We start from the raw sequence: 17,864 nt of genomic DNA on the forward strand, positions 1-17,864 counted from the left end.
CCGGCGCGGAGCCTGCCCGGCTCGCCCGCCCGCACCCCCATTGGAGGGAAGAGCGAGGAATCACCCGCTCTGGGCAGGAGTTGCCTGGCAGAGTCGGGCGTCATGAGAAAGATCGCGAAAGCGTCGCTCGTGGCCTTCTCGGCCGGTGTCCTGGCCTTGACCCAGGTGGGATCCGCGCAGGCCGCTCCGTACTGGAACAAGACGGTGAAGTGCCGGCAGAAGGACTGGGACGGGCGGAACATCCCCACCCGTACGGGCAACAGCGAACTCGGCTGGAACCACTTCTCCGGCAGGCACAACATCCGCACCTGCCGCATCGTCAACGCCCCTCTCAACGGCAAGCCGGACAAGAACGACGGCAGGGGCGGCCTGGAATACTGGGGCTACGCCTTCGACGGCAAGCACCGCACGGTGCAGATCGTCGTCAAGGCACAGGTCACCCGCCGTACCCAGGACAAGCGGTACGACGCCGGGAAGGGCCGGATGATCGGCGTCATCACCGCGTTCTGCAAGGGCATGACGAAGTGCCCCAACTGGATGAACCAGTCCACCGCCACGTTCATGCCCTGACAGGGAGGCTCCGTATGACGCCGTGGGAAGTGGCCGTCGCACAGGCCGAGATGACCGGCCACATGATCCGCTACACACAGGCGCCCCTGGTGAAGAAGCTCCGCGTCCGCGGTGTCCTCCCGGCCCCCGGCCAGTCGCCGGCCGTGCGGATCGCCCTCGGCAAACGCAAGGCGGACGCCCGTGACCTTCTCACCGTCTACGAGATCCCGCTCTGCCGGCGGGACGAGTTGCTGAGCCCGTGGGACGCGGTCGGCCGCGTACGGCATGAGGCGAGCGAGGTGCGTTTCTACTCCGGCGGCGAAGTGGACACCGTGTTCGGTGCACCGCTGATCAGGCTCTCGGAGGACGTGCCCTGCGAGGAGCGCCTGGAGGACCGGGCGTATGCGCTGCTGACCACGCTGAGCTGTCCGGCTCCGAGCGATGAGGAGCGGGAGAAGGCGGAGTCGCTGCTGGTCGGCTTCCTGTACCTCCCGAAAGGCCGGATGCGGCTGTATGTACGGCATCAGCGCGACCCCGAGGTGGTGGGGTGCGATGTGCGGCTCGCGGAGGCGGGACCGGCGGTGATCGCNNGAGCGCGAGCTGTTCGAGGAACCGGGGGACGATCCGCACTGCACGGCCGTGGTGAACCTGGTGCACTGACCGGCCCGGCAGGACGCCCCTGAGGGGGCGCCCTCCTGTGCTCACCTGCGGCTCCCATGCCTGCGGGTGCGGTGACACGACAACCGCTAGAAGAAAGCCGCCTGTGCGAGGGTCATGCCGAGGAACACGGCTCCCAGCCCGGCGACGACCGAGGCCACCACGTTGACCGCGGCGAGGAAGCGCGCCCCGGACTCCGCCAGACCGAGCGTCTCGTAGGAGAACGTCGAGTAGGTGGTGAGGGCCCCGCACAGGCCCGTGCCCAGCAGAAGCTGGACGCTCTCCGGGGCGGCTCCGGCGAGTGCGGCTCCGGTCAGCGCGCCCAGGATCATCGATCCGGTGACATTGGCCGCGAACGTTCCCCAGGGGAAAACGGAGTCGTGGCGCGCCTGCACGGCCCGGTCGATCAGGTACCGCAGGGCGGCGCCGACGGCTCCTCCGACAGCGACGAGCAGGAACCTCATGAGGCCGTGGTGTCCCGGCCCTTGTAGTGCACCACCTCGACTTCCTCCAGGGTGATGAGACCACTGATGGGCAGTTCCTCGAGCTGGGACATGAACGCTCGGATGCGGTCCTCCTCGTCGACGATGACGACGGCCGTCGGCAGGTCGTCGGCCATGGACAGCAGGCGCGTGGTGTGCACGACCGAGGTCTCCCCGAAACCCTCCGAGCCGCGGAAGACCGTGGCCCCGGCCAGGCCGAAGGCGTGGGCACGGTGCACGATTTCCGTGAACAGGGGCTTGTGGTGCCAGGTGTCCGTGTCGTCGACGATGATCGTCAGACGCAGTGCGCGTCCGTGAAGCCTCATGATCGGGATCCTCTCGCCGACGGGACGAGCCGGGCGGCGATCATGCCGATCCTCGCGGCGGCCAGCGCGACGACCACGGTTGCCGCCAGATAGACCAGGGCGATGCCGGCCCTGTCCGCCCGCACCAGACGTTCGATGTCGACACAGTACGTGGAGAAGGTCGTGAAGCCGCCCAGAACACCTGTCCCGAAGAACGGGCGGAGCAGGGGAGGCGCGGTGAAGACCTCCGTGACCATCACCAGGAACACGCCGATGACAAGGCACCCCACCGCGTNNAATACCCGCAGGTGCCTGCGGCGGGCCTCCCGGCGCACGCGTGCCTGTTCCGCAACGGGGCTTTCCGCTGCCGCGGATGCCGGCGGGTGCGGGACAGGCCCATCGCTCACGTTGTCACCTCGCCTCACCGGCTTCGACGCTGTCCGGCTCAGGACGAGCCCCTGGCGGGGTCGGCCCGGGGTGGGGGGAGTTCCCCGCCCCATGCCGCTCCCCCAGGAACCCACCCTAAGCCTTGGGGCAGGCCGCGCCGGACGCCCGTCGAGGGGGGAGACGCACAAGGACGCGACAGCGCACGGGCCGCACCGATGAGGAAGAGGACGGTGGCCCCGCTCGCAGAGCGCGCTTGCACCGTGCGCAGGTCCTGGCGGGCGACGGGACCAGCCGTCACCCTACGACGGAGTCCCGGTCGGTGATCACCGACCGGGACTCCGGGCTGCGTGGACCTGGGGGGATGTGAACCCCCTGGCCCCCTTGACGCGAGCTGGGGGCCGGACGGTCGCCGAGGTCATCTGTGCTGGTCGTACGACTGCTGACGGCTCGCTCGGGCCCCTGGGCCCAGCGCGGTTGCTGTACTCGCCTGCTGTACAGCAGAGCACCTCTGATGGTCCGTCAGATGGCAACTCGCAACCGAATGCTCTACGGCCGGTCCGACTCGGCTTCCAGTGCCTTGATCACGGACTCCGGGTTGCCGTCATAGGCGAGGTGAGGCTCGCCGGGCTCGGGCGGCACGAATCGGGTCCGGTAGCGCAGCAGGTCGGATTCCTCGAAGTAGATCGCGTTCGGGTCGTCCTTGTGCCGGGCGTTGCGCTTGCTCACACGGGCCCAGAGTTCTTCGTGGCCGACCTCCAGGTGGACCACCACCGTGACCGCGCCGCCTTCGGCGGCATACGCGCGCCACCGAGCCCGGTCCTGGGGTGTCCAGAAACCGTGATCGACGACCACGTCACGACCGGCGCGAAGCTGCCGTCGAAGCTCTGCGGCGGTCTCCTCGAGGACCGGCCCTTCCAGGGACCGGAACGTCCCTCGTGGATAGTCCACTCCGTAGATCCCGTGGCGGCGGAACATCTCCTCGTCCGGGCTCAGCCTGAGAAACCCGCGCTCGGCCAGCGCGCGGGCCAGGGTCGTCTTGCCCGATCCGGGCAGGCCGGCCAGCAGGACGCAGTACGGCCGGCGGCTGCGGTCGGCGGCGCTCATCGCGTGACCTCCGGTTCGGTCCGCCCTGTACGGCCCGGCCCTCCGATGCCGACGCCGTACTCGGCCACGGCGCCCTCGCTGTCGATGAACTCCGCGGTCATGACGACGGGCGGTTCATGGGGAACCCCGGCCGGGTCCGGCTGCGGGAGCTTCGCGTCCTCCGCGGTGGGCAACCGCGCCGAAGCGGTGCCGAGGCGATGAGTGATCGGTCGCCCTGTGGCGTGCGCGATGAGCTGCAAAGACGTTCCCCCTGTCGTCGTTCGCTCTTCAGGAGCTGCGGACCCGGATCACCGTACCGTGCGGGAATCCACCTCCGGTACGGCAAGGCCGTGACCATGGAGGTGTACACGCACATCCCGTCCGGGGCGCCCCGCCCCGGGAAGCAGGATCGGAAGCAGTCGCCGTACTTCGCTGCCGTACGACATGACGAAGCCCCTGCCGGTGATCACCGGCAGGGGCTCTCTGCTGCGTGGACCTGAGGGGATTTGAACCCCTGGCCCCCTCGATGCGAACGAGGTGCGCTACCGGACTGCGCCACAGGCCCTTGCAACGAGGAAAACTTTAGCATCCCCCTCCGGGAGGTTGGAAATCCGTTCCCGGGCAGGTCAGGGACGGGGCTCCTGAAGGGGCGTCCGCTCCGGGGCCGCCCCGGGCCGCTCCCGGGGTCACTCGTTGGCCGCGCGCGGGCGGTCGCCGTCCTCGTACTGGTCGAAGAGCGGGGTGCGTCCGCGTTCGCGGGCGCGGCGGGCCGAGGCGGCGCGGCGGGCGTCGGTGCGGCCGTCCCCGCGGCCCTCCGTGCGGTCGCCGGCGGCGGGCGGGGAGGGTTCGTCCAGGAGCGGGGAGGGCTCGTCCAGGACGGGGGCCGTGTCCTCCTCCGGCACCACCGGGGAGGAGCGCGCCGAGCTCCAGGCGTCCGGGGCGCCGAGGTCGACGTCGGAGGTGGCGCGCGGGGCGACCGGGGCGGTGACGTAGGTGGGCAGCGGCACGGGGACCGGGTCCCAGCTGTCGCCCCGGCCGGGGCGCTGCTGGCGCTCGCGCTGCTGGTCGAGCCACTCGGCGTGGTCGGTCTGCTCGACCAGGGCGCGCCGGTCGGCGGCGAGGGCGGACAGGCCGGGGTTCTCCTCCGGTTCGGGGCCGGCCTCCGGTTCGTCCGCGGAGGGGTCCAGGGGCTCGCGCCGGCGCGGCTGGCGCCGGGTCTCGCGCAGCCGCTGCGCGGCGGCCTCGGCGCGGCGGCGGTCCATCTGGTAGGCGAAGCGGCGCCGCTCCTGGACGCGCAGATACGCGATGTACGCGCTGAGCAGCACGGCGGGGATGCCGGGCGCCCACAGGAAGGCGAGTCCGCCGACCGCGGCGACGATCGAGCCGGCGGTGAAGGCGAGGAAGAGGAGGATCGTGGTGCGGCGGCGGCGTGCCAGCACCTTCGAGCGCCGGGCCCGTGCCGCGGCGGCCTCCGCGGCGGGTGCGCGGCGGGCCGCGGGAATGCGCGCGGGCGTGTCGGCGAAGGACGCCGGCGGTGCGGCGGCCCGGTCCCGGGGGGTGCGTTCGCCCTTCCCTGTCTCCCGCATGTCCCTCTTGTCCCGCCTGTCCTGGGCCGGTGAACGCGGCCGCTGCCGTGCATCGGCCGGAGGCACGGCAAAGGCCCGGACGTCCACCGAGTCGGTGACGACGTCCGGTTCCCCGGGGTCGCACTCCTCCTCGGCGGAGCGCGCCCTGAGGTCCCTGGCGTACCGGCGCTCCATCCCCGCCCGTCCGGACAGGAGCCGGATGGCGGTGCTGAAGCGTTCCGTCGGACGGGCCTCGTTGAGCTCGTCCTGCCTACGGAGCCACATCGGCACCAAGTAGGCGGCCCAGGCCCCGACGATGACTGCGTAGATGAGGCCGCTGCTGCTCACATCTCACACCGTAGAGGGGTTTGCATGAGGCCATCTGCCAATTGGGCCGGTGTGTCGCACGATCTGGCTGATATTTCGAACTTTTTTTGCGACCGATGCGATCAGGAACGAGCGCCCATCAAATTCGAACGTTTATTCAATTTCTGGGTGGGGCGGGATTCCCGTCCGACGCCTGCCGCGCACGGCTCCGCCGCCAGCGGCTCAGCATCCCTTCGGGCACCTCCTCCGCGGTGAGCGCGAACACCATGTGGTCGCGCCAGGCGCCGTCGATGTGGAGATAACGCGGGCGCAGACCCTCCTCGCGGAATCCCAGTTTCTCCACCACCCGCCGGCTCGGCCCGTTCTCGGGGCGAATGCAGACCTCGATGCGGTGCAGTCCCACGGTACGGAAACAGTGGTCCACGACGAGTGCCACCGCGGTCGGCATCACCCCGCGGCCGGCCACCGCCTCGTCCACCCAGTAGCCGATGTGGCCCGAGCGCATCGAACCCCAGGTGATCCCGGCGACCGTCACCTGCCCGACCAGCCTTCCCTGGTACTCGATGACGAACGGCAGCATCCGGCCCGCGCGCGCCTCGGAGCGCAGGTGCCGCACCATCTGGCGGTAGGTCGGCCGGTGCGTGACGGGCCCGCCGGGCACGGGCGGCGGAATGGTCGCCTCCCAGGGCCGCAGCCAGTCCCGGTTGCGCTGGTTCACCTCACGCCAGGCCCGCTGGTCGCGCAGCCTTATCGGACGCAGGACGACATCGCCCTCCGTCAGCACCACGGGCCAGAATGAGCTGCTCAGCTCGCACCCCCACTCCCGGCGGCGGGTCCGGCGTGGTCGCCGCCGCGCAGCTGGTCGACGGCGTGCGTCAACAGGGGCTCCAGCACGGCCAGTCCGTCCTTCACCCCACCGGTGGACCCCGGCAGGTTGACGATCAGCGTCCGGCCGGCCACACCGGCCAGCCCCCGGGAGAGCGCCGCGGTCGGCACCTTCCGCCCGCCGTACGCCCGGATGGCCTCCGCGATGCCCGGCACCTCCCGGTCGATCACCCGGCGGGTGGCCTCGGGGGTGCGGTCGGTGGGCGAGATGCCGGTGCCGCCGGTGGTCACGACGACGTCGTACCCGGTCTCGACACCCGCGCGCAGGGCGGCCTCCACCGGGTCCCCGTCGGGGACGACCCGCGGACCGTCGACGGCGAAGCCGAGGCGCTTCAGCCCCTCGGCGACCAGCGGGCCGCCCCTGTCCTCGTAGACCCCGGCGGCAGCCCGGTTGGAGGCCGTGACGACCAGTGCGCGGTAGGTCATGTCCGGCTCCAGTCGCCCGACGTGCCGCCCGTCTTCTCCTCCACTCGCACGTCCGTGATGACCGCCCCCTTGTCGACCGCCTTGACCATGTCGATCACGGTGAGCGCGGCCACGGACACCGCGGTGAGCGCCTCCATCTCCACGCCCGTGCGGTCCGTCGTCCTCACGGTGGCCTGGATCTCCACGGCCCCGTCCGTGACCGACAGGTCCAGTTTCACACCCGACAGCGCCAGCGGATGGCACAGCGGGATCAGGTCGGGGGTGCGCTTGGCGCCCATGATCCCGGCGATCCGCGCGGTGGCGAGCGCGTCGCCCTTGGGCACGCCCTCGCCGCGCAGCAGCTCGACCACGCGCGGCGAGACGAGGACACGGCCGCTGGCGCGGGCCGTGCGCACGGTCGCCTCCTTGCCGGAGACGTCGACCATACGGGCGGCGCCGGCCTCGTCGATGTGCGTCAGCCGGTCCTGCGCAGAGGGTCCGGGGGTCTCCCCCCGGGAAGGCTCAGTCATGATCGTGTGGGCTCCCGGTCCGGGCCCGGCTCGGTGCGGCGCACGGGCCTGCTGTGCGCGACACGGTACCGCCCTCCCTCCGGACTCAGCCGAGCAGGATCACCTCGACCTCGGCACCGGGCTCGACGGACTCGGCGTCCTCGGGGACGACGATGAGGGCGTCGGCCTGCGCCAGGGCCCCGACCAGATGGGAGCCGGCGCCCCCGACGGGCCTGACCTCGCCGCCGGAGTACGTCCCGCGCAGGAACTGCCTGCGCCCCTTGGGCGAGGCGAGCGCCTTGTCCGCGGCCAGGGTCGCGCGGACCGTCGGCCGGTGGACGTCCGGAAGGCCCATCAGGGTCCGGATGACGGGCCGGACGAACAACTCGAAGGAGACGTACGCCGACACCGGGTTGCCGGGCAGGGCCAGCAGCGGAACGTGGTCGGGGCCGACGGTCCCGAAGCCCTGGGGCTTTCCGGGCTGCATGGCCACTTTGCGGAACTCCACTCCGCCGCCCGGCTCGTCCGCGTCGCCGACGTGCGACAGCGCCTCCTTGACGACGTCGTACGCCCCGACGCTCACCCCGCCCGTGGTGACCAGCAGATCGGCGCGGACCAGCTGGTCCTCGATGGTGGCGCGCAGGGTGTCGGCGTCGTCGGTGACGGCGCCCACCCGGTAGGCGATGGCACCGGCGTCCCGGGCCGCCGCGGTCAGGGCGAAGCTGTTGGAGTCGTAGATCCGGCCGGGGCCGAGCCGCTCGCCGGGCTGGACGAGTTCGCTGCCGGTGGACAGCACCACCACCCGCGGGCGGGGCCGCACCCGGACCGTGCTGCGGCCGATCGCGGCCAGCAGGGCGATCTGCGCCGGCCCGAGAACCGTGCCGGCCTCGAGCACGCGGTCGCCGGCCTTCACGTCGCTGCCCTTGGCGCGCACGTGCGCGCGTTCCTCGACCGGCCGGTACACGCGTACGTGCCCGCCGGCGCCCTCGGGGGAGAGGCTGCGGGCGCGCATGGCGTCGACCGGGCCCCCGCCGAGTCCGCCGTCGGTCCACTCCACGGGGACGACCGCCTCGGCGCCGGGGGGCAGCGGGGCACCGGTCATGATCCGGGCGGCCTGTCCGGGCCCCACACGAAGCGGCTCCGCCGAGCCCGCCGCGACGTCCCCGACGACGTCCAGGACGGCCGGGAACTCCTCGCTCGCACCGGAGACGTCCGCGATCCGCACCGCGTACCCGTCCATGGAGCTGTTGTCGAACGGCGGCAGGGAGACCGGCACCGTGATGTCGTCGACCAGGAGGCAGCCCTGGGCGTCGAGCAGGGGCAGCTCGAGGGGTTCCAGCGGGCGGACGGTGGTGAGGACGTCCTCCAGGTGCTCGTCCACCGACCACAGGTGGTCCGGGCCGACGGTGCGGGGCTCGGCGCTGCTCAATGTCGTTGCATCTCCTCGGCTACGTACCGCTGAAGCCAGGCCCTGAAGTCCGGGCCCAGGTCCTCACGTTCGCACGCGAGCCTGACAATGGCACGCAAATAGTCGCCGCGGTCGCCGGTGTCGTAGCGGCGTCCCTTGAAGACCACGCCGTGCACCGGGCCGCCGGTCGTCTCGTCCTGCGCGAGCTGCTGCAGCGCGTCGGTGAGCTGGATCTCGCCGCCGCGGCCGGGCCCGGTCCTGCGCAGGACGTCGAAGACGCTCGGGTCGAGGACGTAACGGCCGATGATCGCGTAGTTGGAGGGGGCCTCCGCCGCGTCCGGCTTCTCGACCAGGCCGGTCACCCGGACGACGTCGCTCTCCCCGGTGGTCTCCACGGCCGCGCAGCCGTAGAGGTGGATCTGCTCGGGGTCGACCTCCATCAGGGCCACCACGCTGCCGCCGTAGATCTCCTGGACCTCGATCATCCGCTGCAGCAGCGGGTCGCGCGGGTCGATCAGGTCGTCGCCGAGCAGGACGGCGAAGGGCTCCCGGCCGACGTGCGGGGCCGCGCAGAGCACGGCGTGGCCCAGTCCCTTGGGGTCGCCCTGGCGGACGTAGTGGATCGTCGCGAGGTCGCTTGACTCCTGCACCTTGGCGAGCCGGTCGCCGTCGCCCTTCTTCTCCAGGGCGGACTCCAGCTCGTAGTTGCGGTCGAAGTGGTCCTCCAGGGGCCGCTTGTTGCGGCCGGTCACCATGAGGACGTCGTCGAGGCCCGCGGAGACGGCCTCCTCGACCACGTACTGGATCGCAGGCTTGTCCACGACCGGCAGCATCTCCTTGGGAGTGGCCTTGGTCGCCGGCAGGAACCGGGTGCCAAGGCCCGCTGCGGGAATGACAGCCTTGCTGATCCTGGGATGCTTCTGAGTCATGCCCGCAACCTTATCCACTGCCTTTGTGAGGAATCCTCGAGTCCGGTTGTTTGGCTCATATGTGAGCACGAATGCCGACACGGAAGGCCGGCCGGGAAGCCGCTGCGGCAGGCCGCGGGAAACCGGCACGGGAACCGGCAGGGAACCACGCGGAAACCACGCGTGAACCGCACAGGAACCACAGGGGAAAGGGCACGGAAGGACCAGTGGGCCGCACCGGACGCGAAACCGAGTCCGCCAAGCGCATGTTGCGACGAGAATTCCTCGCGGTGAGGAACACATTGACCGCGGACGACGTGCGGGAGGCGGCCCGCGCGCTCGCGCGGCACGCCCTGGAGCTTCCCGAGCTGGCGCGTGCCCGCACGGTGGCCGCCTACGTCTCCGTGGGCACCGAACCGGGCACCCTTCCGCTGCTCGACGCCCTGCGGGCGCGGGGCGTGCGCGTCCTGCTGCCCGTGCTGCTGCCCGACAACGACCTGGACTGGGGCGTCTACGCGGGTGAGAGCTCCCTCACACGGGTGCGGCACAGCGGGAGGATGGCGCTGCTCGAGCCGGCCGGCGAGCGCCTCGGCCCGCACGCGGTGACGGAGGCCGACGTCGTCCTGCTGCCCGGCCTCGCCGTCGACGCGCGCGGGATGCGTCTCGGGCGCGGCGGGGGCTCCTACGACCGTGTCCTGGCCCGTCTGGAGGCGGCGGACGCGCACCCCGCGCGCGTGGTCCTGCTGTACGACACGGAGGTCGTCGAGCACGTCCCCGAGGAGGGCCACGACCGGCCCGTGCAGGCGGTGGTGACCCCTTCGGGGGTGCGCCGCTTCTCCTGAGGTCTCCCGGGGCCGCACCCCGGCCTCCGCCGCGGCGGCGCGCACGGACCCGTACGGCGTGCGCGACGGTGCCGCTTTGCGCGACGAAGGCCCTCCACGCGCGTGTGGAGGGCCTTCGTCGTCCGCGTCCGCGGGCGGTCAGCGGTTCACGGCTTGAGCACCAGCGTGTCGCTCGTGTTCTTGTCGACCGCCTTCGCCGAGAAGGCCCACGGCAGCAGCTCGCCCTTGGCCCACTTGTCCGTCTGGTCGGTGTAGTGGGCGTTGTAGGCGTGTCCGGAGGCGCCGGTGAGGTTGATCCACCGGGACTTGTCGAAGTCCGCGAGGTTGACCACCATCCGCATCGACGGCACCCACACCGCTCCGTAGCCCCCGGCCGCGTTCCAGCCGGTGGCGTTGACCGCGGCCTCGCCGCCGCTGAGCTTCCACGGGCCGCGGTTGAGGACGTACTGCAGGATGCCGGGTCCCTCGGTGCCCAGGGTCTGGTTCTTCAGGAACAGGCGGTGCAGCCGGCCCCAGCTCCAGGTGTCGATGTCCTTGCCGAGCTTGGCGGTCAGCTCCCAGCGGGCGTCGATCATGGCGCGCTTGAACAGCTCGTCGCGGTTCTCGGCCGCGGGCCGGGTGCCCGACGCCGGGGTCTTCCACCAGTCGCTGTCCGGCTTGTCCATCAGGTTGCGCAGCACCTCGAACCAGCGGTCGCCGCCGTCCGGCTGCGCCTGGTCGGCGGCGCGCCGGCCGCACTCGCGGACCTTCCGGTTCTCGTCGGCCGGGCCGGTGTCGTCGGCCGGCTCCACCCACAGGCACTGGCCCTTGACCCGCAGTTCCTTGGGCAGCTTGTTGCCGAAGGAGAGCTTGAGGATGTTGCGCCAGACCGCGTTGAAGTAGGCGGCCGCGGCCGAGTCGGCGTCCTGGGTGCGGTCCCAGCCCTCCAGCAGCTTCTGCGCCTGGCGGACGTCCTCGTCCTCGATGTCGATGTTCAGCAGCTTGGGCACCAGCAGGTTGGCGATCGCGCTGCTGTTGTCCAGCTGCATCTGGCGCATGTCCTCGGTGGAGATCTTGCCTCCGCCGTCGATCTTCTGCTGGATCAGGTCGGTGATGCGCCGGCTGCGGGTGCCGTAACCCCAGTCCGTGGTCAGGGTGTACGGGTAGTTCTTCGGATCGATCACGGCCTGGTTGGCGGTGACGATGTACCCGCGCTCGGGGTTGTACTCGTAGGGCAGTTCCTCCGGCTCGATGTAGCCGGTCCAGTCGTACTCGGGGTCCCAGCCGGGAGCCGGGAGGGAGCCGTCGCCCTTCCCGCGCACGGGGATGCGGCCGGGCAGCGTGTAGCCGATGTTGCCCTCGGTGTCGGCGTAGACCAGGTTCTGCGAGGGCACGTCGAACAGCTTCGCGGCCTCGCGGAAGTCGTCGAAGTTCTTCGCCTTGTCCATGGCGAAGACCGCGTCCATGGTGGTGCCCGGCTCCAGCGCCGTCCACTTCAGGGCGATCCCGTAGCCGTCGCCGCGGTCGGGTGCCGCGGTGTCGACCGGGGCCTTCTTGCCGACCGTCACCAGTTCGGCGGAGCGGTCGGACAGCAGGGGCCCGTTGGTGGTCTCGCGCACCACGATCCGCTTGGACGCGCCGCCGGCGACCTTGATGACCTCCTGGCGGGTCCGGAACGGCACCGTCTTGTCGCCGCGCACGTAGCCGTCGCCGCTGAGCTTCTCCAGGTACAGGTCGGTGACGTCCACGCCGGAGTTGGTCATGCCCCAGGCGATGTTCTGGTTGTGGCCGATGATCACACCGGGCAGACCCGCGAAGGTGTAGCCGCTGACGTCGTACGGGCACGTGTCGGAGACGGTGCGGCAGTGCAGGCCCATCTGGTACCAGACCGAGGGCAGCGTGGCCGACAGGTGCGGGTCGTTGGCGAGCAGCGGCTTGCCGGTGACGGTGTGCCGGCCGGAGACGACCCAGGAGTTGGAGCCGATGCCGTTGCCGTTGACGCCGACGGCCGTCGGCAGGTCGTCCAGGACCTCGTACAGGCCCGCCAGTTGGGTCTGCAGGGCGGAGCTGCCGGCCGTGCCCGCACCGGCCGTGCCCGCACCGGCCGTGCCGGCCGCGGTGCCCGTGCCGGTCCCGGTGCCCGTGCCGGCCGAGGCGCCCGTGCCCGCCGAGCCGGTCGCGTCACCGCTCGCCTCGAAGGCCCTGGTGATCTCGTTGTACTGGCCCTGCGAGACGATCGGCTTGTTCCTGCTGTACGGGTAGTCCGGGTACAGGTCCTTGATCTGCTTCGGCCCGAGGCGGCTGGTCATCAGGGCGCGGTCGATCTCGTCCTGCATGTTGCCGCGCAGGTCCCAGGCCATCGCCTTCAGCCAGGAGATCGAGTCGACGGGGGTCCACTTCCCGGGCTTGTAGTCGTTGGTGAAGCCCAGGGCCGCGTACTCGAGGGAGATGTCCTTGGCCTCCCGGCCCTCGAGGTAGGCGTTGACTCCCTTGGCGTACGCCCGCAGGTACTTCTTGGTGGAGGCCGACAGCTTCTTGTCGTACTCCTGCTTGGCGACCCGGTCCCAGCCCAGGGTGCGCAGGAACTCGTCGTTCTTGAGCTGGCTCTTGCCGAACATCTCCGACAGGCGTCCGGAGGTCATGTGCCGGCGCACGTCCATCTCGTAGAACCGGTCCTGCGCCTGGACGAAGCCCTGCGCCATGAACAGGTCCTCGGGAGAGGAGGCGTAGATCCGTGGGATGCCGTGGCTGTCCCGCTTGACGTCGACGGGGCCGGACAGGCCCTCGAGTCTGAGCGTTCCCTCGGTCTGCGGGAAGGGGGCGCGCACGGTGCTGACGGACCAGTAGGCCCCGTAGGCAATGCCTCCGATGAGCGCCAGCACCAGGACGAACACCATCAGTCGGGCTTTTCGCCCCTTCTTCCTGCCGGACTTGCCGGGCTTGTCACCCGTTGTGGCGGTCGTATTGGGGGGCATCGCTGTCCTTGCTGTCCTAACGCGAGCGGCAGGCGGTCCTGAAGTGCTGGAGCAACCATAGGCGCAGGGCCCGGTTGCACTTGACCCGGAGTCGGGTCGGAGCACATCCGGACGTTCGATTCCGCCACAGAAAGCGTCAAGAAAACGTCAAGATTTAGATAAGGTAACGAAGTACTCCGGCAACTCGCGGAAGGATCCGCTACTGACTGTTCACCAGCTCAACCAGCTCCTGCTCATCGGCTCGGTCGTCCTGCTCGTCGCGGTCGCGGCGGTCCGGATCTCCTCGCGCAGCGGGCTCCCCAGCCTGCTCATCTACCTGGGGATCGGCATGCTCATCGGCTCGGACGGCCTCGGCCACGTCAACTTCTCCGACGCGGAACTGACCCAGGTCTTCGGCTACGCGGCCCTGGTCGTGATCCTGGCCGAGGGCGGTCTCGGCACGAAGTGGAAGGAGATCAAACCGGTCCTCCCGGCCGCCGCCTCCCTGGCGGTGGTCGGCGTCGCGGTGAGCGTCGGCGTCACGGCGGCCGGCGCCCACTACCTCGTGGGACTGGAGTGGCGCCAGGCCCTCATCATCGGCGCGGTGGTGTCCTCCACGGACGCGGCGGCCGTCTTCTCGGTGCTGCGGAAGGTCCCGCTGCCCGCGCGCCTGACCGGCACGCTGGAGGCCGAGTCCGGCTTCAACGACGCCCCCGTGGTCATCCTGGTCGTCGCCTTCTCCACCGCCGGCCCGATCGAGCGCTGGTACGTACTGGTGGGCGAGATCCTCCTGGAGCTGGCCGTCGGAGCGGCCATCGGCCTGGCGGTGGGCTGGCTCGGCTCCTGGACCCTGCGGCGCGTCGCGCTGCCCGCCTCGGGCCTCTACCCGATCGCCGTGATGTCGATCGCGATCACGGCGTACGCCCTCGGCGCGCTGGCGCACGGCAGCGGCTTTCTGGCCGTCTATCTCGCGGCGATGGTGCTCGGCAACACCGGCCTTCCGCACTGGGCCGCCACCCGGGGCTTCGCCGAAGGGCTCGGCTGGATCGCCCAGATCGGCATGTTCGTCCTGCTGGGCCTGCTGGTCACCCCGCACGAGCTGGGCGACGACATCTGGCCGGCCGTCATCATCGGCCTGGTGCTGACGATGGTCGCGCGCCCGCTGGAGGTGGTGGTCAGCCTGCTGCCGTTCCGGGTGCCGTGGCGGGAGCAGGCACTGCTGTCCTGGGCCGGGCTGCGCGGCGCCGTGCCCATCATCCTGGCGACGATCCCCATGGTGAACGGCGTCGACGCCACCCACCGCATCTTCAACATCGTCTTCGTTCTCGTCGTCGTCTACACCCTCGTCCAGGGGCCCACCCTGCCCTGGGTCGCCCGCAAGCTGCGGCTGGGCGCCGAGGAGCCCGCCGACCTCGGCATCGACTCGGCACCCCTGGAGCGGCTGCGCGGCCATCTGCTGTCCTTCACCATCCCGGAGGGGTCGCGGATGCACGGCGTCGAGATCAACGAGCTGCGGCTGCCCGCCGGGGCCGCGGTCACCCTGGTCGTCCGCGAGGGGAAGTCGTTCGTACCGCTGCCCACCACGCCCCTGCGGCACGGCGACGAACTTCTCGTGGTCGCCACCGAACCCGTCCTCGAGGCGGCGGAACGACGCCTGCACGCGGTCAGCCGGGGCGGCAAGCTCGCGGGATGGCTGGGCACCAACGGGGCCGACGGGGCCAAAGGAAACAAAGGAGCCAAGGGAACCAAAGGGGCTAAAGGAGCCAAGGGGGACGGAGGGGGCTGAGCGCACCGAGGGACATGAGGGACATGTGGTACAGCCCGCTGTACGATGGTGCCGCACCCTGATCGGAACCAACTCTGCCTGATGCAGAGCTGGCGCGACCGTATGGCGGCCGGGGCGCCCCCGCAGCGGGCGCCAGGTATCTACCGCAGTCCGCGCACCTGAGGACAGCTCTCGGCGTGCCTGCCCGCGAGGGGCGCGCTACCAGGCGGCAGAAAGGCACAGGCCGTGGAATCCACGGTCACCACCACCGAACCGGCGCAGACCTCGAAGACCTCCTCCCGTCCGGGATACGGGCAGCTGCTGCGCACCCGCGGCGCCTGGACGTTCCTGCTGCCCGGCTTCGCGGCACGTCAGCCGTTCGCGATGCTCACCCTCTCCATCGTGCTGCTGGTGCAGCACACCACCGGCTCCTACGGCGCGGCGGGCGCCACCGCGGCCGTCACCGGTGTCTCCATGGCCCTCTTCGCGCCGTACAGCGGGCGGCTCGCCGACCGCTACGGGCAGCGCGCCGTCCTGATCCCCGGCGTCCTGGTGCACGCCCTGGCGGGACTGGCGCTGACCGTGCTCGCCCTGGCGCACGCACCCCTGTGGGCGCTGTTCGCGGCGGCCGTGCCGACCGGCGCCTCGGTGCCGCAGATCGGGCCCATGGTGCGCGCCCGCTGGGCGGTGACCCTCAAGGACTCGCCGCTGATGACCACCGCGGCGGCCTTCGAGTCGGTCACCGACGAGCTGACCTTCGTCCTCGGCCCCCTGCTGGCGACCGCCCTGTGCACGAGCGTCGACCCGGCCGCCGGGCTGGTCGCGGAGGCCGCGCTGACCCTGGTCGGCGGCCTGCTGTTCGCCGCGCAGAAACGCACCCAGCCGCCCGTCACCGCCGGCACGCGCGCACGGGTGAAGCACGACTCCGCCCTGCGCGTCCCCGGTGTGCGCGTGCTGATCGTCGCCTTCCTCGGCATCGGATGCGTCTTCGGCGGCATGCAGGTCTCGCTGGCCGCGTTCACCGAGTCGATCGGCCGCCCCGGCCTCAACGGCGTGCTGTACGGGACGTTCGCCGCGGGCAACATGCTCTCCGGCGTCGTCTGCGGCGCCATCGCCTGGAAGGCCGCCCCGCACCGCCGTCTCGTCCTCGGCTACACCGCCCTCGCCCTGGCCGCCTCCACCCTGTGGACCACGCAGTCGGTGGTGCTGCTGACCGCGCTCGGCCTCCTGGTCGGCATGTGCATCGCACCCGCCCTGGTCACCGGCTACACCCTGGTCGAGAGCCTGGTCCCGGCAGACACCCGCACCGAGGCGTTCACCTGGCTGACGGGCGCCGTCGCACTCGGCCAGGCGTCCGCGGCCACCGTCGCCGGACAGCTGGAGGACCGGCTGTGGAACGGTGCCGGATTCCTGGTCCCGATGACCGGCACGGTGCTCGCCCTCGTCACCCTGGTGGCGCTCAGGTCACGGCTCGCGCCCCGGCCGGACGGCCCCGGCTCCTCACGTGGCGTCGGTCACCGCCCCCCTGTCTCAGTGGACTGATCGAAAGGAATGCGTCACTATGGACCGTCGTTAGCACTCATCGAGTGAGAGTGCCAGGAGGAAGAGACAGTGCCCACCTACCAGTACCAGTGCACCGAGTGCGGCAACGGCCATGAGGCGGTGCAGAAGTTCACCGACGACGCGCTCACCGAGTGCCCCAGCTGCGGTGGCCGCCTGAAGAAGGTGTTCTCCGCGGTGGGCATTGTCTTCAAGGGCTCCGGCTTCTACCGCAACGACAGCCGCGCCTCGTCGAACGGCTCGTCGTCCTCGTCGGACTCCTCGTCGTCCTCCTCCTCGTCGTCCTCGTCCTCCTCGACGAGCTCGACGAGCAGCTCCGCGGCCTGACGTCACCTTCGCCCTTCTCTTCCGGGTCCTCTCCGGTTCCTCTCCGGACCCTGCCGTCACAGGACGGCGGGGTCCCCGGCGTCCGCGCGGGCGACTAGTGTGCCGGTCATGGCGAACGCAGAGATCGGTGTCATCGGCGGTTCCGGCTTCTACTCGTTCCTCGACGAGGTGACCGAGATCCAGGTGGACACCCCGTACGGCGCGCCCAGCGACTCCCTCTTCCTCGGCGAGATCGCCGGCCGGCGGGTCGCCTTCCTTCCCCGGCACGGCCGCGGCCACCATCTCCCGCCGCACCGCATCAACTACCGGGCCAACCTGTGGGCCCTGCGCTCCGTGGGCGTACGGCAGGTCCTCGGCCCCTGCGCGGTGGGCGGCCTGCGCCCCGAGTACGGGCCGGGCACCCTGCTCGTCCCCGACCAGTTCGTGGACCGGACGAAGTCCCGGCAGCAGACCTACTTCGACGGACTGCCGCTGCCCGACGGCACGGTGCCGAACGTGGTGCACGTCTCCCTGGCCGACCCCTACTGCCCCGTCGGCCGGACGGCCGCGCTGAAGGCGGCGCGCGGGCGGGGCTGGGACGCGGTGGACGGCGGCACGCTCGTCGTGGTGGAGGGCCCGCGCTTCTCCACCCGGGCCGAATCGCTGTGGCACCGGGCGCAGGGCTGGTCGGTGGTGGGCATGACCGGCCACCCCGAGGCGGCACTCGCCCGTGAGCTGGAGCTCTGCTACACCTCGCTGACGCTGGTCACCGACCTGGACGCGGGCGCCGAGACCGGCGAGGGCGTCTCGCACGAGGAGGTGCTGCGGGTGTTCGCGGCCAATGTGGAGCGGCTGCGGGACGTCCTGATCGACACGGTGAGCGCACTGCCCGCCACCGAGGACCGGGACTGCCTGTGCGCGAACGCGCTGGGCGGGATGGATCCGGGGTTCGAGCTGCCGTGAGCGGGGGCGGGGCAGTGCGCTCACC

17 protein-coding genes and 1 tRNA gene are annotated in these 17,864 nt (G+C 71.1%); 6 read left to right on the forward strand and 12 right to left on the reverse strand.

All coding sequences use genetic code 11. The features are described 5' to 3' along the window. The first annotated feature begins 102 nt into the window (after positions 1-102). The gene (locus tag CCN35_RS24865; RefSeq protein ID WP_245863440.1) at positions 103-570 is read left to right on the forward strand and encodes a hypothetical protein; all 468 of its coding nucleotides are present in this window, start codon (positions 103-105) and stop codon (positions 568-570) included. Between the two features lie 725 nt (positions 571-1,295). On the opposite strand, the gene crcB is transcribed toward CCN35_RS24865, so the two are convergent. The 11 genes from crcB to galU form a co-directional block, all read right to left on the reverse strand. Next, positions 1,296-1,670 (reverse strand): fluoride efflux transporter CrcB, encoded by a 375-nt coding sequence (gene crcB / locus CCN35_RS24875; RefSeq protein ID WP_067396281.1) that lies wholly within the window; start codon positions 1,668-1,670, stop codon positions 1,296-1,298. After that, positions 1,667-2,017, reverse strand: coding sequence for a DUF190 domain-containing protein (locus CCN35_RS24880; RefSeq protein ID WP_201450871.1), 351 nt, complete (start codon positions 2,015-2,017; stop codon positions 1,667-1,669). The genes crcB and CCN35_RS24880 overlap by 4 nt, the downstream gene beginning before the upstream one ends. Beyond that, positions 2,011-2,400, reverse strand: a complete 390-nt coding sequence (locus CCN35_RS24885; RefSeq protein WP_245863442.1) for a fluoride efflux transporter FluC — start codon at positions 2,398-2,400, stop codon at positions 2,011-2,013. The genes CCN35_RS24880 and CCN35_RS24885 overlap by 7 nt, the downstream gene beginning before the upstream one ends. Positions 2,401-2,926: 526 nt before the next feature. Next, positions 2,927-3,484, reverse strand: a complete 558-nt coding sequence (locus CCN35_RS24890; protein WP_079129782.1) for a P-loop nucleotide/nucleoside kinase family protein — start codon at positions 3,482-3,484, stop codon at positions 2,927-2,929. A 470-nt stretch (positions 3,485-3,954) separates the two neighbouring features. Next, a tRNA-Ala gene (locus CCN35_RS24895) sits at positions 3,955-4,028 on the reverse strand. 121 nt (positions 4,029-4,149) lie between these two features. Further along, on the reverse strand, positions 4,150-5,376 hold the full coding sequence (gene sepX, locus CCN35_RS24900) for a divisome protein SepX/GlpR (protein ID WP_067396272.1): 1,227 nt from the start codon (positions 5,374-5,376) through the stop codon (positions 4,150-4,152). Positions 5,377-5,512: 136 nt separating this feature from the next. After that, positions 5,513-6,139: a GNAT family N-acetyltransferase gene (locus CCN35_RS24905; RefSeq protein WP_201450870.1), complete on the reverse strand. Its 627-nt coding sequence runs from the start codon at positions 6,137-6,139 to the stop codon at positions 5,513-5,515. Between the two features lie 20 nt (positions 6,140-6,159). After that, positions 6,160-6,666, reverse strand: a complete 507-nt coding sequence (locus tag CCN35_RS24910) for a MogA/MoaB family molybdenum cofactor biosynthesis protein (protein ID WP_067396266.1) — start codon at positions 6,664-6,666, stop codon at positions 6,160-6,162. After that, on the reverse strand, positions 6,663-7,175 hold the full coding sequence (gene moaC, locus CCN35_RS24915; RefSeq protein WP_067396263.1) for a cyclic pyranopterin monophosphate synthase MoaC: 513 nt from the start codon (positions 7,173-7,175) through the stop codon (positions 6,663-6,665). The genes CCN35_RS24910 and moaC overlap by 4 nt, the downstream gene beginning before the upstream one ends. Positions 7,176-7,260: 85 nt before the next feature. Next, a complete protein-coding gene (gene glp / locus CCN35_RS24920; RefSeq protein ID WP_067396261.1) occupies positions 7,261-8,583 on the reverse strand; it encodes a molybdotransferase-like divisome protein Glp in 1,323 nt (440 codons plus the stop codon). Beyond that, positions 8,580-9,491, reverse strand: coding sequence for a UTP--glucose-1-phosphate uridylyltransferase GalU (gene galU, locus CCN35_RS24925; protein ID WP_067396258.1), 912 nt, complete (start codon positions 9,489-9,491; stop codon positions 8,580-8,582). The genes glp and galU overlap by 4 nt, the downstream gene beginning before the upstream one ends. Before the next feature lie 245 nt (positions 9,492-9,736). Here galU and CCN35_RS24930 point away from each other — a divergent pair, with 245 nt between their 5' ends. Continuing rightward, a complete protein-coding gene (locus CCN35_RS24930; RefSeq protein WP_079129788.1) occupies positions 9,737-10,312 on the forward strand; it encodes a 5-formyltetrahydrofolate cyclo-ligase in 576 nt (191 codons plus the stop codon). A 146-nt stretch (positions 10,313-10,458) separates the two neighbouring features. Here CCN35_RS24930 and CCN35_RS24935 read toward each other — a convergent pair whose 3' ends face one another. After that, positions 10,459-13,266, reverse strand: coding sequence for a penicillin acylase family protein (locus tag CCN35_RS24935; protein WP_086794420.1), 2,808 nt, complete (start codon positions 13,264-13,266; stop codon positions 10,459-10,461). A 202-nt stretch (positions 13,267-13,468) separates the two neighbouring features. Here CCN35_RS24935 and CCN35_RS24940 point away from each other — a divergent pair, with 202 nt between their 5' ends. The 4 genes from CCN35_RS24940 to CCN35_RS24955 all read left to right on the forward strand — a co-directional run bounded on the left by CCN35_RS24940 (position 13,469) and on the right by CCN35_RS24955 (position 17,839). Next, positions 13,469-15,031: a potassium/proton antiporter gene (locus CCN35_RS24940; RefSeq protein WP_211285575.1), complete on the forward strand. Its 1,563-nt coding sequence runs from the start codon at positions 13,469-13,471 to the stop codon at positions 15,029-15,031. Between the two features lie 225 nt (positions 15,032-15,256). Next, positions 15,257-16,552 carry an MFS transporter gene (locus tag CCN35_RS24945; RefSeq protein ID WP_067396247.1) on the forward strand — a complete coding sequence of 432 codons (1,296 nt, stop codon included), beginning with the start codon at positions 15,257-15,259 and terminating at the stop codon, positions 16,550-16,552. A gap of 69 nt (positions 16,553-16,621) precedes the next feature. Then, a complete protein-coding gene (locus CCN35_RS24950; RefSeq protein WP_067396245.1) occupies positions 16,622-16,897 on the forward strand; it encodes an FmdB family zinc ribbon protein in 276 nt (91 codons plus the stop codon). A 108-nt stretch (positions 16,898-17,005) separates the two neighbouring features. Beyond that, on the forward strand, positions 17,006-17,839 hold the full coding sequence (locus tag CCN35_RS24955) for an S-methyl-5'-thioadenosine phosphorylase (protein WP_067396479.1): 834 nt from the start codon (positions 17,006-17,008) through the stop codon (positions 17,837-17,839). The last annotated feature ends 25 nt before the right edge of the window (positions 17,840-17,864 follow it).

Source organism: Streptomyces thermovulgaris (assembly GCF_002155915.1).
GTDB lineage: Bacteria > Actinomycetota > Actinomycetes > Streptomycetales > Streptomycetaceae > Streptomyces > Streptomyces thermovulgaris.

What these genes read in the sequence shown, in the direction of transcription:
- CCN35_RS24955 (WP_067396479.1), top strand. Translation starts at nt 17,006, where the DNA reads ATGGCGAACGCAGAGATCGGTGTCATCGGCGGTTCCGGCTTCTACTCG.
- CCN35_RS24890 (WP_079129782.1), bottom strand. Translation starts at nt 3,484, where the DNA reads ATGAGCGCCGCCGACCGCAGCCGCCGGCCGTACTGCGTCCTGCTGGCC.
- CCN35_RS24935 (WP_086794420.1), bottom strand. Translation starts at nt 13,266, where the DNA reads ATGCCCCCCAATACGACCGCCACAACGGGTGACAAGCCCGGCAAGTCC.
- CCN35_RS24865 (WP_245863440.1), top strand. Translation starts at nt 103, where the DNA reads ATGAGAAAGATCGCGAAAGCGTCGCTCGTGGCCTTCTCGGCCGGTGTC.
- CCN35_RS24930 (WP_079129788.1), top strand. Translation starts at nt 9,737, where the DNA reads ATGTTGCGACGAGAATTCCTCGCGGTGAGGAACACATTGACCGCGGAC.
- moaC (WP_067396263.1), bottom strand. Translation starts at nt 7,175, where the DNA reads ATGACTGAGCCTTCCCGGGGGGAGACCCCCGGACCCTCTGCGCAGGAC.
- CCN35_RS24910 (WP_067396266.1), bottom strand. Translation starts at nt 6,666, where the DNA reads ATGACCTACCGCGCACTGGTCGTCACGGCCTCCAACCGGGCTGCCGCC.
- crcB (WP_067396281.1), bottom strand. Translation starts at nt 1,670, where the DNA reads ATGAGGTTCCTGCTCGTCGCTGTCGGAGGAGCCGTCGGCGCCGCCCTG.
- galU (WP_067396258.1), bottom strand. Translation starts at nt 9,491, where the DNA reads ATGACTCAGAAGCATCCCAGGATCAGCAAGGCTGTCATTCCCGCAGCG.